This window comes from Peribacillus sp. NPDC096540, from assembly GCF_050278525.1.
Lineage (GTDB): Bacteria > Bacillota > Bacilli > Bacillales > DSM-1321 > Peribacillus.
Window position 1 is genome coordinate 115,442 of the sequence record NZ_JBNNTG010000002.1, and the last position, 20,663, is coordinate 136,104.

A 20,663-nucleotide genomic window follows, 5' to 3' on the forward strand; every position below is an offset into this window, starting at 1 on the left:
AAGAGAATAAGTAAAATAGTGCCTTTCAATTTGGTCACCTCCAACCTAATAGAAATAGAAAATTGAACCCTCCTTATAAAATTTTATGTTTTAGAATTGGCAGTATTCTAAGAATATGACAATAATGTGAAATGACGCACAAAGTGCTTGCGTTAGATAAGTATTATCTGATATAGTACAGATATAGAAGTTATCACATCCAAACATATACCCCTTTGTTTGATCGTCGTGAAATTTCTCCCATCCCCTTTGTTCGTATAAATAGATGAAAACCCCTGTGAATTTCACGATTTGTAGGGGTTTTTTCATTAGAAAATATGCAATCTATACTTTTAAGTGATAGATATAGTGAAAAATGCATGTATTAAAGGGGATTAACTTCGGTTAATTGATTTTGAGCTCTATGAATACGTTTGCAAAAAATATTAGGTTTTATTGATAAAAAAATGTACAAATAAATAAAAAGTATGAAGATGGTTGGTGAAAATACATTGTGAAATTAATCACAATGTATTTTCACCATCATTAATCATTAAATATATATTCATCTCGTATTTTGATAAAAGCTTTAAATCAAAAGCTTTCAAGAATTTATCGATTATAATAATAACGAACTGAACATATAGAAAAAATATTTTGTGAACAAATTGTGAAGAGATGCACAATGTAGTTGAAATATAGATGGGTTATCTGTTATATTATTTATTGTGAAGTGAATCACAAACAAACTTATACCCCTTTGTTTGATCGTGAAAAGTTTCTCCCATCCCCTTATTTCTTATATAAAAAACCATGCAAACGATTGATTTGCATGGTTTTTCCCTTTTTTATAATCAAAAAAGAAGCAGTCATTCTTATGACTACTTCTCTGTATATCTCCAAAATGTTCCGTACTTTGCTGGAATTTTTTCAGCAACTTGTTTTAACACAAGTTTCTTCATTTCTAACTCGACGTTATTTTTATTCATATTGTAAACCGTTTCGATTTCTTTAGTGGCAACTAGTTTAAAACAACTTAAAAACTCTTCTAGCGATGGAGGTTCAGCAGGGGTAGGAAGACCATTCAGCATGTCTTCCAAGATATGAACATATACCTCGTAAGAATAGACACCCGAAACTTTTATTCCTTCTTCTTCAATATTTTGATTAAAGAATACAAGCGATGGTATTTCTGTTACTTCCATTTCGCTTGTGATTTTTAAGTCACATTGAAAGCCCTTAGCTGCACTGGAAGAATTTATATCATGGAGAAATTCCTCAACATCTAATCCTACGGTTTTGGCGCAATCGGTCAGGACTTTTATATTAGAAATATCCCTTTTACCAATGAATACATACTCTTGAAGCTGTCTTAAAAAGCGAATCGCTAGTTTTCTGCCCTGTAATTCGGCTGCTTTGATGGCAATGGAAGCTGAATATGGAGAAAAGATTGGGTTTTCTAACCAAAGGCTTCCGTCACAGGACATTCCTGAGCGGCTGGCAGTCTTTTCCCAAACTTGAGCAAGGTTTTCGTAATTTTTATTTTTCCCCATATTAAGAGAATCGATTTTACCGCTTAAAACATGGCGTAAGCTGAATAATTGGCCATATTCTATCTGTAATTTTCTTATAATTGGTTCTAAGCCCCAGCACTCGGGACAAAGTGGATCAACAAAAACATAAATTTCAATTGGCTTTTTTCCTATATCATAACAATGCTGTGTCTTTATCCAATCGGAAATATTGAAAACTGGTTTATGTGCGCTCAACTGTCTTCTCCTTTCCCGTCCGTACCGGATGTATTGATCATATGTTGTGCCGTCAAATAGAGGCGGTGATAGAAAAACTCCCGTATTTCACCCTCAAGGCCTACTTCGTCCATAGCTTGATACATGCAGGAAAGCCATGCTTTCGCACGTTCTGGTGTTATTTCAAAAGGTATATGTCGAGCCCGCAACATAGGATGACCGTGTTCTTCAGTATATAAAGAGGGACCACCTAAATATTGAGTCATAAATTGTTTTTGTTTACGGACCGTTTCTGTTAAATCGTCAGGGAAAATCGGAAGCAAATCCGGGTGTTGACTAACGTTGGAGTAAAACACATCAATTAACTTGTGTAATTGCCCCTCTCCAATTAATTCATATGGTGTAGGGTTCCCTTGCATCATGCTGATTACTCCTTTTAAAAGAAAAATGGTTGATATTTATTCATATTTTAACAATGACGTACTCATAAAACAATTATATAGCTTGAGGAAAGTTTTACATCTGTATTATGACAAGGGAAAATAAATAAAAAAACCGCTTTTATTGGCGGTTTTTTAAATCTGTGTGAGATGTAAATATAGCTATATCTTTACACTAAAAAAGCTGACCCAACTTAAATTAAGGGCCAACTTTAATTAGCAGGAAAATGTGGTGAAAACTTTTTGAACATAGTTTTGTGTTTCTTTAAAAGGTGGGATGCCGTTATATTTATCGACATTACCTGGTCCGGCATTATAAGCAGCAAGGGCAACTTGGATGTCTCCGTTATAACGAGCTAGCATTTGGCTCAAATATTTACTCCCTCCCAAAATGTTTTGCTCTGGATCTGTGATATCATCCACACCTAGGCTTCTGGCAGTTGCGGGCATTAACTGCATAAGGCCTGCCGCACCAGCATAGCTAGTAGCTTTAGGATTAAAGTTCGATTCTTGTTTAATAACTGATTTAATTAGTTTTTCTGGGAGATTATATAAAGTGGCCGCCTTGCTGATGATGTCATCATAAATTGTAACAGTTTCGCTAGTTTTATGGCTAGTATTGGCTGTTGTTAACGAATTCATAGATGCTAGGTTGGTGGATTGAAGAAATGATTTTGCTTCATTTTCCACATTAGACAGCAAGGATCCCAAGGACTGCGATGTACCTTCTAAAGTATCACTCGAAACCAGTTCCGACAGCATGTCCTGGAAGTTGGATTGAGATGTATTAGTATTTATGATGTCGCCAGTTGTGAATTTCTGGATGGACAGCAGTTCAATAAAGGTTTTGAAATCTTGGATTTTCAAACGCTCCACCTCCGAATTTGGGTTTGGTCAGGATTAGTTCTGGAATTTGGCCAGATAAAACCTCTTAACTTTATTTTCGGTTTTTCTTACTGGAATTTGAAGGGTTTCTAGGAGAGAAAGGAAAATTTTTTTTCCGGTTTCAGCATCTGTTACTTCGTATTCAAGCTCAAAGTCTTCCTGGTTTACATACGAACTGTGGTCTAAAACAAGGATCCCTCCTTGGTATGGAAATTCAAAACGGTCCGTCTGTAGGGTCCCAAAGCAAGTAAACTCATTAGGATTGAGCCCGCCTTCGAGAATAAGATGCTTGATTGGTCCTTCAGGAAAAGTATTATGGTTTAGAAATAAATAAGCGGTCTCCTTAGTTATATCTTGATTCGTTTCTAATAGTCCTTCTGTTGCAGGTTGTTTTAAAGTTAGTTCGTATCGCTCATTTTTTTCCCTGATTCGAAGTGCAGAGTTTTGATTTTTTAAATTAAATTTCATTGTATCAAAATAATGATTTTGCTGAGATTTAAAGTTCGAAGTGTTGATTTGAAAATAATCAATTAATTGAGTAAACTCCTGTTCATTTAAAAGGTTTTTAAATTCAATTTCAATATGCTGGTTCATGTGTTTCCTTCCTTTCTGCCTGTTATCTTAGATTAATCATATAAGAACCATTCCTGCTGTCAAATTGAATACAATAATTTTTAGTTATTGTACTTGAATATTTAGGAATCAATTGCCGGATATGATAAAATATAAACGTTGAGCATGATGAAGTGAATTACAGTATATAGGGGAATTATACATATTTTAATTTCTGGACGATTTTAAAAGATCCATGTGTAAGACAGTTAGCTATAGAGCTGTCGGATTAGAGAGAAGAATCGAAGCGTCCTGCCCATACCAGAGTTGAACAGGCGCTTTTTCGATAGATATAGGTGGTGTGGCAATGGAGATTTGGGACGATTTCTTGGCGCCTTATAAACAGGCTGTTGAAGAATTAAAGGTTAAGTTAAAGGGATTAAGGAAACAGTTTGAAAGAGAGAATATTCACTCGCCTATCGAATTTGTAACAGGCAGAGTAAAGCCGATCGTTAGCATTTTGGATAAGGCGAGTCAGAAGGATATTCCAATTGATAAATTAGGCACTGAAATACAAGATATCGCAGGCCTTAGGATGATGTGTCAGTTCGTGGATGATATTGAACAGGTTGTAGAGCTTTTACGCGGTCGCAATGACTTCGAAATAGTCGAAGAGAGAAATTATATTTCTCATAAAAAAGCAAGTGGCTACCGTTCTTATCATGTTGTCATACGCTACCCGGTTCAGACAATTCATGGCGAGAAAAATATTCTTGCTGAAATTCAGATTAGGACCTTAGCGATGAATTTTTGGGCGACGATTGAACACTCGTTAAATTATAAATATAAAGGTATTTTTCCCGAAGATATTCAAATACGGTTGAAACGAGCTGCAGAAGCAGCATTTCTGCTGGATGCAGAAATGTCGCAAATACGTACGGAAATTCAAGAAGCACAGCGTCTTTTTTCAAGAAAAAAAGATTCTTAAAAACAATAATCGTTTAATAAGAAGAAATCTAAAATAGTAAGGTGGGATTACATGAAATTTGCGATAACGTCAAAAGGAGATGCGAAATCAAATACTTTAATGCAAAGGATGAGAACGTATCTTCAGGACTTTCATTTGGAATATGACGAAGATCAACCGGATATTGTAATATCGGTTGGTGGTGATGGGACATTGTTATATGCTTTTCATCGTTATAAGAACCGCTTAGACAAGACAGCCTTTGTTGGTGTACATACAGGTCATCTTGGGTTTTATGCAGATTGGACCCCGGATGAAATTGAAAAATTGGTGATAGCATTAGCAAAAACACCATTTCAAATTGTTGAATATCCGCTGCTTGAAACAATTGTCCGATATCAGCATGGAGGACGTGAAGCAAGATTTTTGGCATTAAATGAATCTACAGTCAAAAGTGTTGAAGGTACCCTTGTAATGGATGTGGAAATACGTGGCCAGCACTTTGAAACGTTCCGTGGGGATGGTTTGTGCATTGCGACACCGTCAGGAAGCACAGCTTATAATAAAGCACTTGGAGGAGCGATTGTCCATCCTTCGATTGATGCAATCCAGATTACCGAATTGGCATCCATTAATAACCGGGTGTTTAGGACGGTCGGATCGCCACTTTTGCTGCCGGCTCATCATACATGTATGTTCCGGCCCGTCAATGCAGTCAATTTTCAAATCACGATTGATCATTTAACCCTGCTTCAGGAAGATGTAAAATCGATTCAATGCCGTGTTGCTGATGAAAAAATTCGTTTCGCTAGATTCCGTCCATTTCCATTCTGGAAAAGAGTTCATGATTCATTTATTGCTAACTAAGGAGCTCAGATCACTTCATGTCAAATCAAAACTTTTCTTTAACTTGGTCGGTTTCTGAAGAGGATTCTGGCTCTTTACTGCGGGAATTTCTCAGCAAATACGATATTTCAAAACGAGCATTAACGGATATTAAGTTTAAAGGTGGTTTAATCAAGGTGAATGGCTTAGAAGTGACTGTGAGGGAGCGGATTAAAACTGGCGACAGCGTCACAGTCATATTTCCTCCGGAACAGGCAAGTGAAGGCCTTCTTCCAGAACCCTTCCCACTTCTTGTCAGGTACGAAGATGAATTTGTATTGGTAGTTGTCAAGCCTCCTTCTATGAACACCATTCCATCTCGTGAGCATCCCAATGGCAGTCTTGCGAATGGTTTAGCAGGGTATTATAAGAAGATGGGAATCAATGCAACGATTCATATTGTTACAAGACTTGACCGTGATACATCGGGTTTGGTTTTAATTGCCAAACATCGACATATCCATCACCTTTTATGTGAGCAACAAAAATCTGGACATGTTAAACGGCGATACCAAGCCATTGCTGAAGGACTTGTTAACGGACCAAAAGGAAAGATAGAGGCGCCAATCGGACGGAAATCGACCAGCATTATTGAAAGGGAAGTTCGGGAAGATGGTCGCTATGCCTGTACTCTTTTTGAGGTATTAGCCCAAACTGAAACCTATACATTTCTTAATTTGGAGCTCCTAACTGGGAGGACACACCAAATCCGGGTTCATATGGCTCATATTGGACACCCGCTTGCTGGGGATGATTTATATGGAGGACAAAAGGAAATAATCGCCCGTCAGGCCCTGCATTGTTTCGAATTAAAATTTCTCCATCCTTTTACCAAGAAAGTGATGTTGTTTCAAGAAAAACTACCTCATGATATGATACATTTACTTGATGGGAATTAGTGGGTAGATCATTGCGTTTGTTATGAAAGTATAACGTTGAAAATAAGCATATATTTTAAATCTGTCGTCACAAAAGAACTCACCAAAATGGCGAGTTTTTTTTGTTAATCAAAAGAAGTCCTGAACTTCTCTGCTATATAAGGCATTGTTGAAGGCACATCTTGAAGATCCATTTCCGGATAACGGACAGCAGTTAGTTTTCCACCGAAGACGCAGCCGGTATCAATGTTGTATGTATGGTTGACTTGTCTTGCCTCCGGAACCGGTGTATGTCCATACACAATCCAGGCTTTCCCTTTGTAGGACTGAGCCCAGTCCTTTCTGACCGGCGAGCCGTCTGGATGCTTGGAGCCATTGATATCTCCGTAAAGGACAAAAGTTTTTACTTTACTTCCATATTGACCGATATAATCGGCGCGAATACCAGCATGAGCAATAATTAAACGGTCTTCATCGATGAGTTGATAGAGTGGTGATCTTTCATACAATTCCATGAATTTTTTCCGGATTTTCTTCTGCTCCCGAACGTTTAAGGATTGATATTCAGCTACTGTAGTCTCTAAACCATGAGATACTTGCACTTTATTGCCTGAAAAATAACGATACAGTTTATTGCAATGATTACCTGGAGCATATAGCGCAATATTTTGGTTAATGACTAATTCATAGACCACTTCAATTACACGGAGAGAATTTGGGCCGCGATCGGTTAAATCTCCTACAAAGCCAAGGATTCTTCCTGAGGGATGGACAGGTATGCCGCTTTCCCAAGTATATCCCATTTTTTCTGTCAGTTGCCTAAATTCTGTGAAACATCCATGGATGTCCCCAATGATATCGATATTCATTTGTCACACCCTTTGTTTGTTTTGTATATGTTTATGGTATTAGTATAGTATTATTTAAAAAAATAAAATATAAACGAGGAAAATAAAAAATAAGTTTGTTGGAGGTGTTTAGTTATGGAAGAGTTGAGGGAACTGGAAAGTAAACAAATGAATAATGCGCTATTGCTTGACGCACTTAAAACAGAAAACCTAGATCAGTTCCGCACGGAGTTCCTAGAAATGCACCCATACGATCAGGCTCAATTTTATACAAGCTTATCGGATGAATTTAGGTCAGTTATGTACAAATATTTATCTCCGGAAGAAATGGCAGGTCTATTTGAAAACATTGAAATAGATGAAGATGATTACGAAAGCCTCCTCGCTGAAATGAATCCTTCTTACGTAGCTGATATGCTATCCCATATGTATGCGGATGATGCTGCCGACGTGTTAAATGAAATAAATGAGGAGCAGGCTGTCAGCTACTTGACGATCATGGATGATGAAGCAGCTAGTGAAATCCAAGAGCTTCTGAACTACGAGGAATCTACAGCAGGAAGCATAATGACGACAGAGTTCATTGCTATTGAGGCGAACGAAACGGCTCGCTCAGCGATGCAGATTTTGAAACGGGAAGCACCGCAAGCAGAAACGATTTACTATGTATTTGTTACAGACCAAGATAAGAAACTGCTTGGTGTGTTATCGCTCCGGACCTTGATTATCGCTGATGAAGAGGCTCTAATTAGTGACTTAATGGATGACCGGGTAGTATCTGTTCCTGTATCGGAGGACCAAGAAGAGGTGGCCCGTAAAATAAGGGATTATAATTTCCTTGCTTTACCGGTCGTCGATTTTCAAAACCATTTGTTAGGGATCATTACAGTTGATGATATCATCGATGTCATGGACGAAGAAGCATCCGATGATTATTCTAAATTAGCGGGTATATCAGATCTTGACCACGTCGATAAGAGTCCATTTTCAGCTGCAAAAAAACGGCTGCCATGGCTGGTCATTCTCTTGTTTTTAGGCTTGTTGACTGCGAGTCTGATTGGTCGATTTGAAGAGACACTGAGCCAAAAAGCCATTCTTGCTGTTTTTATTCCATTGATTGGTGGCATGGCTGGAAATACAGGAACACAGGCACTGGCAGTAGCGGTCAGAGGAATCGCAACTGGGGAATTAGAACAGGAAAGCAAGTGGAAACTGGTTCTTCGAGAGGCTGGAACGGGCCTTATTATCGGCCTAACATGCGGAATTGCCATCATTTTTATCGTCTTTTTTTGGCAAGATGATTTTATGCTTGGATTATTAGTCGGTATTTCGATTTTCATTACTCTAATCGTTGCCACACTTGCAGGTTCACTTGTCCCGCTCCTCATGCATAAAATGAAGATTGACCCAGCGGTTGCTTCCGGTCCTTTCATTACAACCATCAACGACCTTATCAGTATACTGATTTATTTCGGATTAGCAACATTATTCATGGGATATTTACTGTAAGCGAAAAAGGTTAACCACTCGCTAACAGGATTTCCGAATGTTTAATGCAAGCAGTGAGTAGAAAACGGTGTTTTTCTCATCATAAATTTGATATACTGTCATTAGTAGCAGGTACTAATAACTTGTATCAAAATAGGAGGTCACTACGATGACTTTTTCATTAGAGGGAAAAACGTTTGTCATAATGGGTGTTGCCAATAAAAGAAGTATTGCTTGGGGAGTGGCCCGTTCCTTACACAAAGCAGGGGCCAAGTTGATATTTACTTATGGAAAAGAACGTACAGAAAAGAGCGTCAGGGAGCTATCTTCCACTTTGGAAGGCGAATCTGCAATCATATTACAATGTGATGTAACAAAGGACGAAAGCATTGAAAAATGTTTTGCGGCGATCAAGGAAGAAGCAGGTGTCATTCATGGTGTGGCACACTGTATCGCATTCGCAAATAAAGAAGAGCTGGACGGTGATTTTGTTAATACGAGCCGTGAAGGATTCTTGCTTGCTCATAATATTAGTTCGTTCTCTTTAACCGCTGTAGCTAAAGCAGCGAAAGAAATTATGACTGAAGGCGGCAGTATTGTCACAATGAGTTACCTTGGCGGTGAACGAGTTATGCCAAACTATAATGTAATGGGAGTGGCTAAGGCGTCACTTGAAGCCAACGTACGGTACCTGTCGAGTGACCTTGGTAAGGATAATATTCGTGTGAATGCAATATCTGCTGGTCCAATACGTACATTATCTGCTAAAGGAGTCCGTGATTTTAATACAATCTTGAAGAAGATTGAAGAAGAAGCACCGCTCCGTCGTACGACAACGCCTGAAGAAGTCGGAGATACGGCTGTGTTTTTATTCAGTGACATGTCCCGCGGGATTACTGGTGAAAATATTCATGTGGATTCCGGTTATCATATAATCGGATGATAAAAGGGGACTCTTTAAGGTCCCCTTTTTAATTTTTTGAACTTTTATCATTCTGTCCCTCAAAGATTGGTGTTAATGTTTGTTTTCCGGTATCTTGAAGATTTATTTCAATCTTAATAGACTTAATTGAATCTTCATCTAAAGGGATTCTCCCTCCTGTTTCAATCCTCTTCCAAGTTTTAATATCCTCTCGATAAAGTGTTTTCGATAACCTGAACAAGTCCAGCCCTCTTTTTTGTGTATATTGATATGTGTATTTTATTTCTTTCTTGATAGAGCGCATTAATTCTTTTTCATATTCCTTGCGTGTTATATCTCTTTTCATCATGTCAACACTTGCTTTAATCTTCATTTTTACATGAAATCGAACTTTTCCGTTTTTTTCTACGATGGGTGTTATCTTAGTCTTCTTATCGTACACAACAACTGACGTATTCCTTTTCGTTCCAGGGAAAAGGGTAACCTCATCACGAACAAATTGTTTGTTAACTAATCTTGCACCTCTCATCACCTTTTTAGGTAGAATGGCTTTTATTTTATTTTCTGAAATGACAGCAATGTTTTCCATTAATAAATCCTTCTTCTTTTTTTCTTTCTGCCCTGTCCATTGCTCCGTAATTTTTAGTTGGGGAATTGAAACGTAATAAGCAGGTTCATTCAACTCAATGAGAATCTCTCTTAAATTTATCGGTGGGATAAAAGAGCTTTGATTATAGTTACCCTTTGGATCACTTAATTTTGAAAAAGCCATGGAAATGTTATCGATAGGGGAAATGAGCATGGCGTCTTTTACCGAATTCTTAGTCATGTAAAAGTAAATTCGGTAGCGTGTTTCGCGATAACGGTCCAATAAATCAACCGTATATTTGAAGTTGCCAGCTTTAATGGCTTCTTCCGAAAAAATAACAAAAGAAAGATGTCCCCAATAAATACGTCGATCTGACGTGTGATATAAGTTAAACAAGGCTTCGTCGATAGAATTTCCAGTAGCACTTCCGATATCAGCAGCATTTAGGGAACTGGGATCTCCACCTGATTCGGATTTTGCGAGCCCTTTCATATTAATGATTTGAAGGTGAATGACGACCTTTCCGTCTTTATAATCGATCCCTAATCCATTTGCAAAAACAAGTCGTTCAGGTTCATTTGAATCCCAGCAACCAGAGAGTACGGAAAAACATAATAGTATTAGAATGAATCTGTATCTGTATCTCATTTTTTTCCATCATCGCCTTTCTTCGTGGGGTCTTTAGAAGAAAAGATAGAAGGGCGTTTTATATCCATAGATGGAGGAATCCGAAAAAGGGTTTTTACAACATTGGACCAACTTAAATTAGCAGATACTTCCATATAAGGGACGCCTAATATTCGTATATTACTCACATACGCACAGAGAAATAGCGCTAAAAGCATGAATGCGAAAAGGCCTAAAAATGAGGCGGAAATAATAGCAACCAGCCTAATTAAGCTAATGGCCCCAATGATTGATTGATTGACGAGTGTAAAAGTAGCTACAGCTGAGCCTGCAATCACAACAAGCATGGCAGGACTTGTTAAACCGGAACGGATCGCAGCATCCCCAATAATTAAAGCGCCCAATACACTTAATGTTGGACCAATCGATGTAGGTAATCGCATCCCGGCTTCTTTGAATATTTCAAAGACGGTGACCATCGTAATGGCTTCAATTGCGGTAGGAAGTGGCAATCCTCTTCTGGACTCGACAACGGTAGCCAACAAGATCAACGGAAGCTGATCTTGATGAAAGGTGGTTAAAGCTACCCAAAAACCTGGTAAAAGAGCAGCGATGAAAATGCCAAAAATTCGAAGAGCCCTTTCAAAGGAAGCATAGACAGACGTGAATTCATTGTCTTCCGATGTTTTTAACACAATAAAAAGGTTGATTGGGGTGATCATCGTATAGGCAACCCCGTCAATTAAAATTAAGATCCTGCCTTTTAATAGGCATTGGACAGCAAACTCAGGCTTACCTGAATAGTCATGCCTTGGGAAGAGCGAGGAGGGCTGTTCTTCAATTAACACCATAAACTGATTTCCTCCAAATATTCCATCTATATCAATTGCTTCAATCTGTTTAGAGATTTGCTGAACCATATCTGGATCAGTGATATCATCCATATATAAAACAGCGACTTTAGTCAAAGTTCGCCTGCCCACTTCGAAATATTTTACACTTAAAGAATTTGTACGCATTCTCTTCCTAATTAAAGCCACATTGATGGATAAATCTTCAATAAAATTATCTCTCGGTCCTTTTATCGTTACTTCTGTCGTTGTTTCCTCTGGATTACGTTGCGGGCGCTTTGCTATGTTTGCAGAAACCAAATAGTCGTATCCTTCAAAGTAAATCAATAATTTCCCAGAATAGATATCTGCGAACAACTCTTCCTTGGTGTTTATATCAGTAAGTTGAGGAAGATAAAGAGAGTCCTTTATGTCATTAATAGTTAATATTCCTTTTGGATATTTACGGAAAAATAATGTTAGCCTTTCAAATACAAGATTATTTAATAATTCAGTATCGACAAGCCCTTCACATCCAATTAATGTGACTTTTATCGGGGACTCATCACGATATAAACTGCTTTGGAAAAATACATCTTCTGAACGATGAAAAATTTCTTTTAAATCGGATTCGTTTTTTATTATTAACTTCTCTGACTTTTCAGCTTTACTATTCGGTTTTGACGGTTGCTTTTTCATTTTTTTGAACATTGGATGAGGACCTCCTTTTTCTACGATTACTGAAGAAAACAAAAATACTTAAAAGTATGGAAACCGCTAAAAAGAACCAAAATGTAATCGGCATAACGAATGTTTTAATAATGAAATATAAAATAACATCGCTGAAGTTAAATGAATTAGAAATGATAAGGAAAATAGAATAGGTTATGAGCAATATGGTTTTGTTCCGCTTTTTTTTAATGGATAGCACTTCAAGTGATAAAAATAGGAAAAAGGAAACGCGAATAAAAGCTCCTGTTAACCATTGATAAATCGACAAGAAATCAAGATGTTCAATGAATCTTCCTAAGGTGACTAATCCCCATTGCTCAAAGGCAGGGTATTTTTGTCTTGAAGCTTCGATTGGACCGAATTCAGTAATGGAGCCAATAAGCGGCCCAAGGATAAGCCATGTAAGGATAAAGGTATTTATAACAAATACTTTAAGTTTTAACTTCCCATGAACTTTTTCCTGCAAACAGAGAAACACGATCAATTCAATAAGCCCAGACAAAGGATAAATAATACCTGCAAAAACAGGAGACCAGCCATGTTCAAGAATTGGTTGCAAAAGTGAATAATTTTTAAATTGAATATTTGTGATTGCCACAAAAAAACCAAACAAGATTACGGCCGTTAATACGAACGTATTGACAATAGCAATCGTTTGTATGTTTGTTGAGGCAAGGAAGTAGCATAAACCTGTAAATAGGATTATTTCAAAAATCGGTGGAGTTATGGGCAAGTAGGATAACTTTGTCCATACAACCATCTCTTTCAATGAAACCGCAGCTAATGAAGTGAAAAAGAGGCTCATTGTAATGGATAAAATCCTGCCTGTTACCTTCCCAATATTTTTTTCCACCCAGACAAATATATTTGTCTGGCCTGTGGCTTTATGGATATAGAATAAAAGAAAACACCAAATCAAAATTAGGCCAAAAGCAAGTAGAACAGAAATCCACGCATCCCTTTTGGCAGCTTGTAACAAATGAGGAAGAATCGTTACATGGTTTTTCAGTCCGATAGCAGTCATTACGATTAAAGATAGTTGCACGGTTGAAATTTTACCATTTTTAACCATATATAATATACTCCTTTAACAGCCATTATTTTTTTAGGTTACTCCATTAACCCCCAGCTTATCCAAGTTTTAATGAGTGTCCCTTTTTTAGGTGGAGGGCACAACACCAGCATAAAAAAGAGTGAATTTCATATAGTTGATACATAGAGCAGGTATTCATAGTTAGGGGAGAATCAGCAGAATCCTGTTTTCTACCTTATTGGGTCGATGAGAAAAGGAGGAGGACATCATGGACGTGAAAAAGGATCGTCTGCCTTGTACTGTTGGAAAGCAAACAGTACATAATACTCTGATGAGCCAAATAAATTTGAATAGAGAAAACTTCACCACTTCGTTTAGTACTGAAGAAATGGTGGAGTTATTGTCCCGACTTCCAGCCTTTGCACCTAAACCTGTTTGTAAGTTCATCATCAATGGTCGTACAATGTTTGGTAAGTTGGAACATAAAAAAGAATCCAGTCTTTTTATTAGGCATAAATTTGGTAAAAAGGTTGTTCAATACCATATAGAGCAGCTGCAGTCTGTGGATATTCTGAAATATTAAGGAGGATTTGCATGTCAGAGAATAAAAGCGATAAGGACTCCAAACCCCTTTTATATGTCAATCAGGCTAAGATATCGGATCAACGAGGGAATATGCAAACTGATTACCGAACGAAAAAAGGTACACATCAAGAAACCGTAGAGCATGAACCTGTGGAAACGGAGGATAAAGAAGAGAAAATAGAAAAAATCAAACGGGAATTTGGAGTATTAGATGCTATGAAAGAAATTGAATCAGAAATTAGGGCTATTAAAAAAATTACTGATGAATATGTTCCAGAGCAAGAGCAGTCTTCAGTTGAGCAAACGGAACTTCCTGTACAAGAAGAAAAGGAAAAGGAAGCAGCAAAGGTTGTAAAGAAGAAAAAGAAAAAGGTGGAGAAAAAGGAATCCTCAAGCGAAATTATAACCCGACTATCCAAACATCAAGGTTATCCAAAGCCGTTATGTGAGGCGGTTATTAAGGGAGAAACGCTCAAATTTCAGGTGCTGGGAATGAGGGGGGAATCAGTGAAAATTAAAAGAGGAAATCATATTCGCGTTGTCGGTCTCTCGGATATTATTGATGCCAAAATTATTGAAGAATCCAAGTGAAGGAGCAGAATGGAATGTTTCTCTCACAGCATGAGTTCACCTTAGTACTTCTATTAGGTTTAGCTTCATTTAGGCTGACACGCTTAATTGTTTTCGATAAAATTATTGAACCTTTGCGCCGTCCTTTTTTTAAAGAGATAGAAGAAAAGAATGAAAAGGGTGATGTGGAGATTTATTTAATTCCTAAGGAAAAGGGCTTGCTTGGCTGGTTTGGACAATTGCTAAGCTGCTTTTGGTGTGTGGGTATCTGGGTCAGTCTATTTCTGGTCTTGCTTTATCTACAACAGTTGTTTATAGGCGAAGTTCTGATTTTAATCCTCGCAGTTGCTGCAGTAGGGTCAATCTTAGAGGTTATAATCAGCAGAATTTTGGACATTTGATTGGAAACAACTTGTCTCTTCAATCATATAGTATGGTATAGAGAGCAAAGGGGGGGGTCACAATTGAATAACAAACAAAGTCCATGGACGTATGCAAAACCGATGAAAAAGGAACAAAACGTCAAAATAAAAAAAGACTGTGGCTGCAATAATAAAAATAATAAAAATAAGGGCAATTGAATGAAAAAAAACCTTTCCGAAATGGGAAGGTTTTTTTATTTCCTAATCCTACCATTCATAAAAAAACCGTTAAACAAGAAAATAATAATAGAACAATAAATTAGGATGTGATTCTATGTTCAGACGAGGTAGATATTTATATGTTATCTGGATGGTTTTTGCAGTTGTTGTGTGTTTGCTGACAGCCTGTAGCAGTAAAGGAGACGGAAAAACAGAAAACCTAGCGTTAATTAAGCGCACGAATCCTGAACCGATGGATATCATTAATGGAATGGATGAAGAGGATGAAAAAGGACTCATTTCAAAGGTCAAGGAGACAGTAGCCAACGAAGACACCATCTATGATGTAATCGTGGTGAAAAATGGAAAAAAGATTATCGTCGCTTATAAAGTCAAGCACTTGCAACGTTTTCATATGAAAAAAATTGAAAAGGATGTGACTGGAAAATTGGAAGAAAAGTTTCCAAAGTACGATTTTATCGTTTCGAGCGATTATAAAATCTTTCTAGAATCTTTAAGATTGAATGAGTTTCTTAAGGAAAAAGAGGTTCCTGAGAAAAAGGCAATAAAGAAGTTTAAGGAAATTGAAGCACTTCAAAAAGAATTAATTTAGAAAGAGAGGTTTCTCAATATGAGCAGCAAGGAGAACACAACGTCCCAGCAGGAGGCTTATAAACAGCTTCAAGGGAAGCATGAAATAAAAAGACCGATCCTGAAGAATTGTTTAAAAGCTTTTTTAGTAGGCGGTATTTTCTGTTTAGTAGGACAAGCCATTTCTTACTTTTATATTTACTTTTTCAACTTTACGGAACAGACATCCGGGAGCCCAACGACCGCGACCATGGTGTTTCTTGCACTTTTAATGACTGGCTTCGGATTTTACGACCGCATCGGGCAGTTTGGGGGAGCAGGGAGTGCCGTCCCCGTAACTGGCTTCGGTAACGCAGTTATTTCAGCAGCAATCGAACACCGGACGGAAGGATTTGTTCTTGGTGTTGGTTCCAATATGTTTAAATTGGCCGGATCGGTGATTCTATTTGGTGTATTTTCAGCTTTTGTCGTGGCGTTGATTAAAACAATTTATCAAATGATTGGGGGCTAAGCGGTGTTAAAGGGAAAACAAACATGGACGTTCGCCAATAAACCGGTCATTTTGGAAACAGGGGTAACCGGTGGGCCTTTTGAGGCAAATGGAGAAATCGCCGGAGATTTCGATATCCTGTACAGTGATTTATGGATAGAGCAGGATTCGTATGAGAAGGCTCATCGTCATTTGATGGAGAAAGCGGTGGAGCTCGCATTGGAGAAAGGTAAGATTAACAAGGAACAGGTGCAATTTTTCTTGGCGGGGGATTTAATCAATCAGATTACACCCACAAGTTTTGCGGCAAGAACAAATGGCATTCCATACTTCGGTCTGTTTGGCGCCTGCTCTACTTCAATGGAGGGGCTTGCACTATCGGCCTTCATAACCAATTATGGAGGGGCGAACTATGTGTTAACGGGGGCTTCAAGCCATAATGCAGCTGTTGAAAGGCAATTCCGCTATCCGACTGAGTATGGAGGGCAAAAACCACCCACAGCTCAGTGGACGATAACAGGGGCAGGGGTAGCGCTGGTTGCTCCAAATGGAAGCAAACAAGGGGTATTTCCCCATATTGTTTCAGCCACTATCGGTAAGGTCATTGACATGGGATTGAAAGATCCTTTCAATATGGGAGGAGCAATGGCCCCAGCGGCTGTCGATACGATTTTAGCACATTTCAACGATACGGGTCTGACCCCAGATGATTATGATTTGATCTTTACAGGTGATTTAGGACAAATAGGCAGGGAAACGGCGATAGATCTATTAAAGCAGAAAGGCTGCAAGATCAATCAGGAAAAATTCAAAGATTGCGGTTTGATGATTTTTAAAAAGGACCAGCCTGTTATGGCAGGCGGTAGTGGCGCAGGCTGTTCAGCAGTGGTTTTGTATGGCCATATACTTAATGAAATGATTCAGGGTAAATATAAAAAAATCCTGCTTGTTGCTACAGGAGCATTATTATCACCGCTATCTGTTCAGCAAAAAGATTCAATTCCATGTATTGCCCATGCGGTGGCCATTGAGTATGGGATGAATTCATGAAAAAGGAGAGATTTGGATGTTAGCAATGTTTTTTTGGGCCTTTGTCATCGGGGGCTTGATTTGTGTAGTCGGCCAGCTTCTTTTCGATGTGGCTAAGCTGACACCAGCACATACGTTAAGCTTGTTTGTTGTAATAGGAGCTGTACTTGGGGGATTTGAATTATATGAACCGCTTGTTGATTTTGCGGGGGCAGGAGCTACCATACCAATCGTTTCGTTTGGGAACTCGCTTGTAGGCGGTGCCTTGCAAGAAGCGGATAAACATGGGCTCGTTGGCGTACTTACCGGTATGTTTGAAATCACGAGTTCCGGTATCTCAGCAGCCATCATCTTTGGATTTATAGGTGCCTTAGTCTTTAGACCTAAAGGATAAAGTTTCAGTTTGAAATAGGCAGCCTGGACTAGGACATGGCCTATACCTATTTGTCCTGACCTACATATGTTATCAGTAAGCTAAGCGAGAGCGAGGTGAATGAGTATGTTTGGTTTCGGTGGCTACGGCGGCGGATACGGCGGATGTTGTGGCGGTGGCGGTTATGGATATGGCGGCGGTTTCAGCGGTGGATCTACCTTTGTTGTAATCGTTGTTTTGTTTATCCTATTAATCATTGTAGGGGCTTCTTTCTGCTAAAAGAAATGGAATAGGCAGAAGAAGCCTATTCCATTTCTTTTTATTTATATTTACATAATCCTTGCACCATTTTTCTGATACTTCCATAGGATAGGTACAGAAAAGGAGGGGCTTAGGCATGGATAATAACTTGTTTAAAAACATAGAAGGTAAAACGGGCGTAAATATGAAAGATGTATTAGAGTTGGCAAACTCATTACAAGGTGCCAATTTTAAAGATGAATCAACTGTAAGGAGCGTTATTAAACGTGTTTCGAAAATAGCTAATAAACCTGTAACTAAGGAAATGGAGGATAAAATTGTTCACTCCATCATAGCTGAAGGGAATAAACTGGATTTCGGGACGATTTCTAATATGATAAATAAAAAATAATCAAAAACAGGGGACTGCGTAAATGCAGCCCCCCGTTTTAATATCTAGTTACAGGTGATCTATGATTTTACTTTGGGTCAAAACTTTAAGAATCGTGAAGGGTGGGCAGTTCGTCCACGTCTAGTTTGCAGGACGGAAAGGTAAAGATCCTTTCTCGCCCGGGTTGCTGCTACATAGAGCAATCGTCTTTCCTCTTCAAGAGGGGCAAGTTCCCCTTTCCGGTATGATTCAAGCGCAAAGTCATGGGGAATGCTGCCATCGACAGCAGCAAGAACGTAAACTGATTGATATTCAAGCCCTTTGGAACGGTGTATGGTCGTTAGCTGTATGGCATCTTTAAAATGTTTTGACAGCTGTTTAACCTCTTGGACCATGGCTGTCATATGGTCGACATGGTCCAGGAAGGAAGCGACGGTAGGAAAACGGTTTGCAGCCACTTTTAGGTCGCGGATATCATCCGAGCCTTTTTCAAGATTGGCTTCATTTCCGCGTTTTTTTACATATTCTTGATACCCTAAATCTTTCTCTATGATTTCTAATGCTACGAGCGGTGACATACTTTTTATAGAACGTATTTGTGCCGGAATCGTCTTTAATTTCCGTTCCTGAAAAGCATGTCCCGTTTTAACAAAAGCAAATGCATCAATAAAATCACAATCCTGCAGTATCGTCTGTGCTTTTAATTCTTGAAGTATACTTTGCTTTAAAAATAATGAAGAAAGGACATCCGATGCTGCCTTACTATCCTGAGGAAACAGACTCAAACGCATGAAGGCAAGCATACCTCGAATTACTCGGCGCTGATAAAACGAATCCGCATCTTTTTCAATTACAAAGGGCAGGTTGGAAGTTGCTAGTCTTTCAAAAATGGCCCGCGACATTGTATGTGTTCTGTACAAAACCGCAAAATCACCAGGATTTGCTCCTTTGGCGATTTTTTCCTGGATATCGGATACAATCATCGTGGCCTCTAATTCCTCATCATGAGGATAAAATAACACAGGAGGATTGCCATGATTATGCTGTGCACGCATCTTTTTTTCCATTCTGTGCTGATTTCGCTTAATCATCCGGTTGGCTGTAGCGACAATTTCATGGGAAGACCGGTAATTTTCGGTTAGTTTTACAACTTGAGAACCAGGGAAATCGTAATTGAAATTTAGAATATATTTCGGATCACTCCCACGGAATGAATAGATGGCTTGATCGTCATCTCCGACTACACAAACATTTTTTGATTCAGCCGAAAGGAGTTTTATCAGTTCATATTGAACTTTATTTATATCCTGAAACTCATCAACTAAAAAATAGTGAAACCTTTGCTGATACTTTTTTAAAAATTCTGGGTGATTTTTAAAAAATATATAACAGCCTACAAGCATGTCATCAAAATCGTATTTTCCTGTTTGCTCTTTATATTCTTCGTAATTCCTATATAAAAATAGACAGGATTTCTCCCATTCGTCTTTCGGTTTGATATCGTCTGGAAAAACTAATGAGTTTTTCCAAAGACCAATTTGCTGAAGAGCTTGATCATATGCAAATTCCTTATCATCGAGTTCCAATTCCCGACCAGCCTGTTTCAATATTTTTTCTTTCTCCCAATCCCACTTTAATAGTAAATCCCGTTGCCATTTGGTTGGCTCATGGAAAATCAGTATTTTATAAAAGATACTATGGAAGGTACCACTAACGATTTGAGAAACAAGGGAAGGAGTCATATAAGGGTAGCTGAGCAGGCGCTGTTGCATTTCCTTAGCGGATTTCGCTGTAAAGGTTACTAGCATGATACTTTTTGGATCGATCTTTTTTACCGTTAGCATATAAGCAGTCCGAACAGTTAATACCCGAGTTTTTCCGCTGCCTGCTCCCGATAGGACAAGAAGTGGTCCATCAATCGTCATTGCTGCTTTTAATTGCTCCGAATCGAGTACTACTCCTCGTGCGGATAATTCTTGAAAGTAAGGGTCTTCTAATTGTTCCAGGATAGAAGGTTTATCTGTATAAGACGGGTTACCTGTAATAGTCCGGCTTTTTAGGTAAGGTTCAGTAATTATTTTCGTTTCAGTAATGGTCCGTGATTTAGGAATATTAAACCCATTCTGTTCCATATATTCTAATGGTTTATCTTCGTTTATTGGTTCCAAATTGGGCACTTCACAGTCTGTAAGTGAAGGGTCTCTATGATAAAAATAGGGTGTCTCATGGATCCCGATAAATAATTTCACTGGTTTATGACAAATGATACAAGAAAGCTGATCACGTTTTCCTTTTTCAAAAAGTGTCTGCAGCTCACCAGCTGAAACAGTATGTAGATGTACGATTTCATTGCCAGATTTTGCTTGATTCATATAAATGGATACCTCTAATCTATTAAAAATATCGACAA

Annotated in this window: 23 protein-coding genes; 14 read left to right on the forward strand and 9 right to left on the reverse strand. The window is 38.4% G+C overall.

Annotation, left to right across the window (positions count from 1 at the left end):
- Positions 1–860 precede the first annotated feature (860 nt).
- The 4 genes from ACQKMR_RS02595 to ACQKMR_RS02610 all read right to left on the reverse strand — a co-directional run bounded on the left by ACQKMR_RS02595 (position 861) and on the right by ACQKMR_RS02610 (position 3,646).
- The gene (locus tag ACQKMR_RS02595; protein WP_427695891.1) at positions 861–1,748 is read right to left on the reverse strand and encodes a ClpXP adapter SpxH family protein; all 888 of its coding nucleotides are present in this window, start codon (positions 1,746–1,748) and stop codon (positions 861–863) included.
- Complete coding sequence (locus ACQKMR_RS02600) at positions 1,745–2,149, reverse strand: globin (RefSeq protein WP_427695892.1); 405 nt, start codon at positions 2,147–2,149, stop codon at positions 1,745–1,747. Before ACQKMR_RS02600 ends, ACQKMR_RS02595 begins: the two co-directional genes overlap by 4 nt.
- Positions 2,150–2,383: 234 nt before the next feature.
- A complete protein-coding gene (locus ACQKMR_RS02605) occupies positions 2,384–3,043 on the reverse strand; it encodes a lytic transglycosylase domain-containing protein (protein WP_427695893.1) in 660 nt (219 codons plus the stop codon).
- Between the two features lie 24 nt (positions 3,044–3,067).
- On the reverse strand, positions 3,068–3,646 hold the full coding sequence (locus ACQKMR_RS02610) for a CYTH domain-containing protein (RefSeq protein ID WP_427695894.1): 579 nt from the start codon (positions 3,644–3,646) through the stop codon (positions 3,068–3,070).
- 325 nt (positions 3,647–3,971) lie between these two features.
- Here ACQKMR_RS02610 and ACQKMR_RS02615 point away from each other — a divergent pair, with 325 nt between their 5' ends.
- From ACQKMR_RS02615 to ACQKMR_RS02625, 3 genes are read left to right on the forward strand one after another with little or no spacing between them, the layout of a single operon-like run.
- A complete protein-coding gene (locus tag ACQKMR_RS02615) occupies positions 3,972–4,592 on the forward strand; it encodes a GTP pyrophosphokinase (protein WP_427695895.1) in 621 nt (206 codons plus the stop codon).
- A 51-nt stretch (positions 4,593–4,643) separates the two neighbouring features.
- Positions 4,644–5,438, forward strand: a complete 795-nt coding sequence (locus ACQKMR_RS02620) for an NAD kinase (RefSeq protein ID WP_053345008.1) — start codon at positions 4,644–4,646, stop codon at positions 5,436–5,438.
- Positions 5,439–5,455: 17 nt separating this feature from the next.
- On the forward strand, positions 5,456–6,355 hold the full coding sequence (locus ACQKMR_RS02625; protein WP_427695896.1) for an RluA family pseudouridine synthase: 900 nt from the start codon (positions 5,456–5,458) through the stop codon (positions 6,353–6,355).
- A gap of 104 nt (positions 6,356–6,459) precedes the next feature.
- Here ACQKMR_RS02625 and prpE read toward each other — a convergent pair whose 3' ends face one another.
- Positions 6,460–7,203, reverse strand: a complete 744-nt coding sequence (gene prpE / locus ACQKMR_RS02630; protein WP_427695897.1) for a bis(5'-nucleosyl)-tetraphosphatase PrpE — start codon at positions 7,201–7,203, stop codon at positions 6,460–6,462.
- Between the two features lie 147 nt (positions 7,204–7,350).
- On the opposite strand from prpE, the gene mgtE reads away from it, so the two are divergent.
- Positions 7,351–8,691 carry a magnesium transporter gene (gene mgtE, locus ACQKMR_RS02635; protein WP_427696083.1) on the forward strand — a complete coding sequence of 447 codons (1,341 nt, stop codon included), beginning with the start codon at positions 7,351–7,353 and terminating at the stop codon, positions 8,689–8,691.
- A 148-nt stretch (positions 8,692–8,839) separates the two neighbouring features.
- Complete coding sequence (gene fabI / locus ACQKMR_RS02640; protein WP_427695898.1) at positions 8,840–9,613, forward strand: enoyl-ACP reductase FabI; 774 nt, start codon at positions 8,840–8,842, stop codon at positions 9,611–9,613.
- Positions 9,614–9,641: 28 nt separating this feature from the next.
- On the opposite strand, the gene ACQKMR_RS02645 is transcribed toward fabI, so the two are convergent.
- From ACQKMR_RS02645 to ACQKMR_RS02655, 3 genes are read right to left on the reverse strand one after another with little or no spacing between them, the layout of a single operon-like run.
- The gene (locus tag ACQKMR_RS02645; protein ID WP_427695899.1) at positions 9,642–10,829 is read right to left on the reverse strand and encodes a Ger(x)C family spore germination protein; all 1,188 of its coding nucleotides are present in this window, start codon (positions 10,827–10,829) and stop codon (positions 9,642–9,644) included.
- Positions 10,826–12,349 (reverse strand): spore germination protein, encoded by a 1,524-nt coding sequence (locus ACQKMR_RS02650; RefSeq protein ID WP_427695900.1) that lies wholly within the window; start codon positions 12,347–12,349, stop codon positions 10,826–10,828. The genes ACQKMR_RS02645 and ACQKMR_RS02650 overlap by 4 nt, the downstream gene beginning before the upstream one ends.
- Positions 12,309–13,442: a GerAB/ArcD/ProY family transporter gene (locus ACQKMR_RS02655; RefSeq protein WP_427695901.1), complete on the reverse strand. Its 1,134-nt coding sequence runs from the start codon at positions 13,440–13,442 to the stop codon at positions 12,309–12,311. Before ACQKMR_RS02655 ends, ACQKMR_RS02650 begins: the two co-directional genes overlap by 41 nt.
- A gap of 229 nt (positions 13,443–13,671) precedes the next feature.
- Here ACQKMR_RS02655 and ACQKMR_RS02660 point away from each other — a divergent pair, with 229 nt between their 5' ends.
- From ACQKMR_RS02660 to ACQKMR_RS02700, 9 genes are all read left to right on the forward strand, one after another.
- The gene (locus tag ACQKMR_RS02660) at positions 13,672–13,986 is read left to right on the forward strand and encodes a hypothetical protein (protein WP_427695902.1); all 315 of its coding nucleotides are present in this window, start codon (positions 13,672–13,674) and stop codon (positions 13,984–13,986) included.
- 11 nt (positions 13,987–13,997) lie between these two features.
- Positions 13,998–14,579 carry a hypothetical protein gene (locus tag ACQKMR_RS02665; RefSeq protein WP_427695903.1) on the forward strand — a complete coding sequence of 194 codons (582 nt, stop codon included), beginning with the start codon at positions 13,998–14,000 and terminating at the stop codon, positions 14,577–14,579.
- Positions 14,580–14,593: 14 nt separating this feature from the next.
- Positions 14,594–14,959 carry a DUF1360 domain-containing protein gene (locus tag ACQKMR_RS02670; protein WP_427695904.1) on the forward strand — a complete coding sequence of 122 codons (366 nt, stop codon included), beginning with the start codon at positions 14,594–14,596 and terminating at the stop codon, positions 14,957–14,959.
- Between the two features lie 295 nt (positions 14,960–15,254).
- Positions 15,255–15,752 carry a YhcN/YlaJ family sporulation lipoprotein gene (locus tag ACQKMR_RS02675; RefSeq protein WP_427695905.1) on the forward strand — a complete coding sequence of 166 codons (498 nt, stop codon included), beginning with the start codon at positions 15,255–15,257 and terminating at the stop codon, positions 15,750–15,752.
- Positions 15,753–15,770: 18 nt separating this feature from the next.
- The gene (spoVAC, locus tag ACQKMR_RS02680; protein ID WP_427695906.1) at positions 15,771–16,241 is read left to right on the forward strand and encodes a stage V sporulation protein AC; all 471 of its coding nucleotides are present in this window, start codon (positions 15,771–15,773) and stop codon (positions 16,239–16,241) included.
- 3 nt (positions 16,242–16,244) lie between these two features.
- Positions 16,245–17,270 carry a stage V sporulation protein AD gene (spoVAD, locus tag ACQKMR_RS02685; protein ID WP_427695907.1) on the forward strand — a complete coding sequence of 342 codons (1,026 nt, stop codon included), beginning with the start codon at positions 16,245–16,247 and terminating at the stop codon, positions 17,268–17,270.
- A 16-nt stretch (positions 17,271–17,286) separates the two neighbouring features.
- Complete coding sequence (gene spoVAE, locus ACQKMR_RS02690) at positions 17,287–17,643, forward strand: stage V sporulation protein AE (protein WP_427695908.1); 357 nt, start codon at positions 17,287–17,289, stop codon at positions 17,641–17,643.
- A 105-nt stretch (positions 17,644–17,748) separates the two neighbouring features.
- Positions 17,749–17,901: a YjcZ family sporulation protein gene (locus tag ACQKMR_RS02695; protein ID WP_201221655.1), complete on the forward strand. Its 153-nt coding sequence runs from the start codon at positions 17,749–17,751 to the stop codon at positions 17,899–17,901.
- A gap of 118 nt (positions 17,902–18,019) precedes the next feature.
- Positions 18,020–18,274 carry a stage VI sporulation protein F gene (locus tag ACQKMR_RS02700; RefSeq protein ID WP_427695909.1) on the forward strand — a complete coding sequence of 85 codons (255 nt, stop codon included), beginning with the start codon at positions 18,020–18,022 and terminating at the stop codon, positions 18,272–18,274.
- Positions 18,275–18,351: 77 nt separating this feature from the next.
- On the opposite strand, the gene ACQKMR_RS02705 is transcribed toward ACQKMR_RS02700, so the two are convergent.
- Entirely contained in the window at positions 18,352–20,625 is a 2,274-nt protein-coding gene (locus tag ACQKMR_RS02705; protein ID WP_427695910.1) for an ATP-dependent helicase, read from the reverse strand.
- Positions 20,626–20,663: the final 38 nt, after the last annotated feature.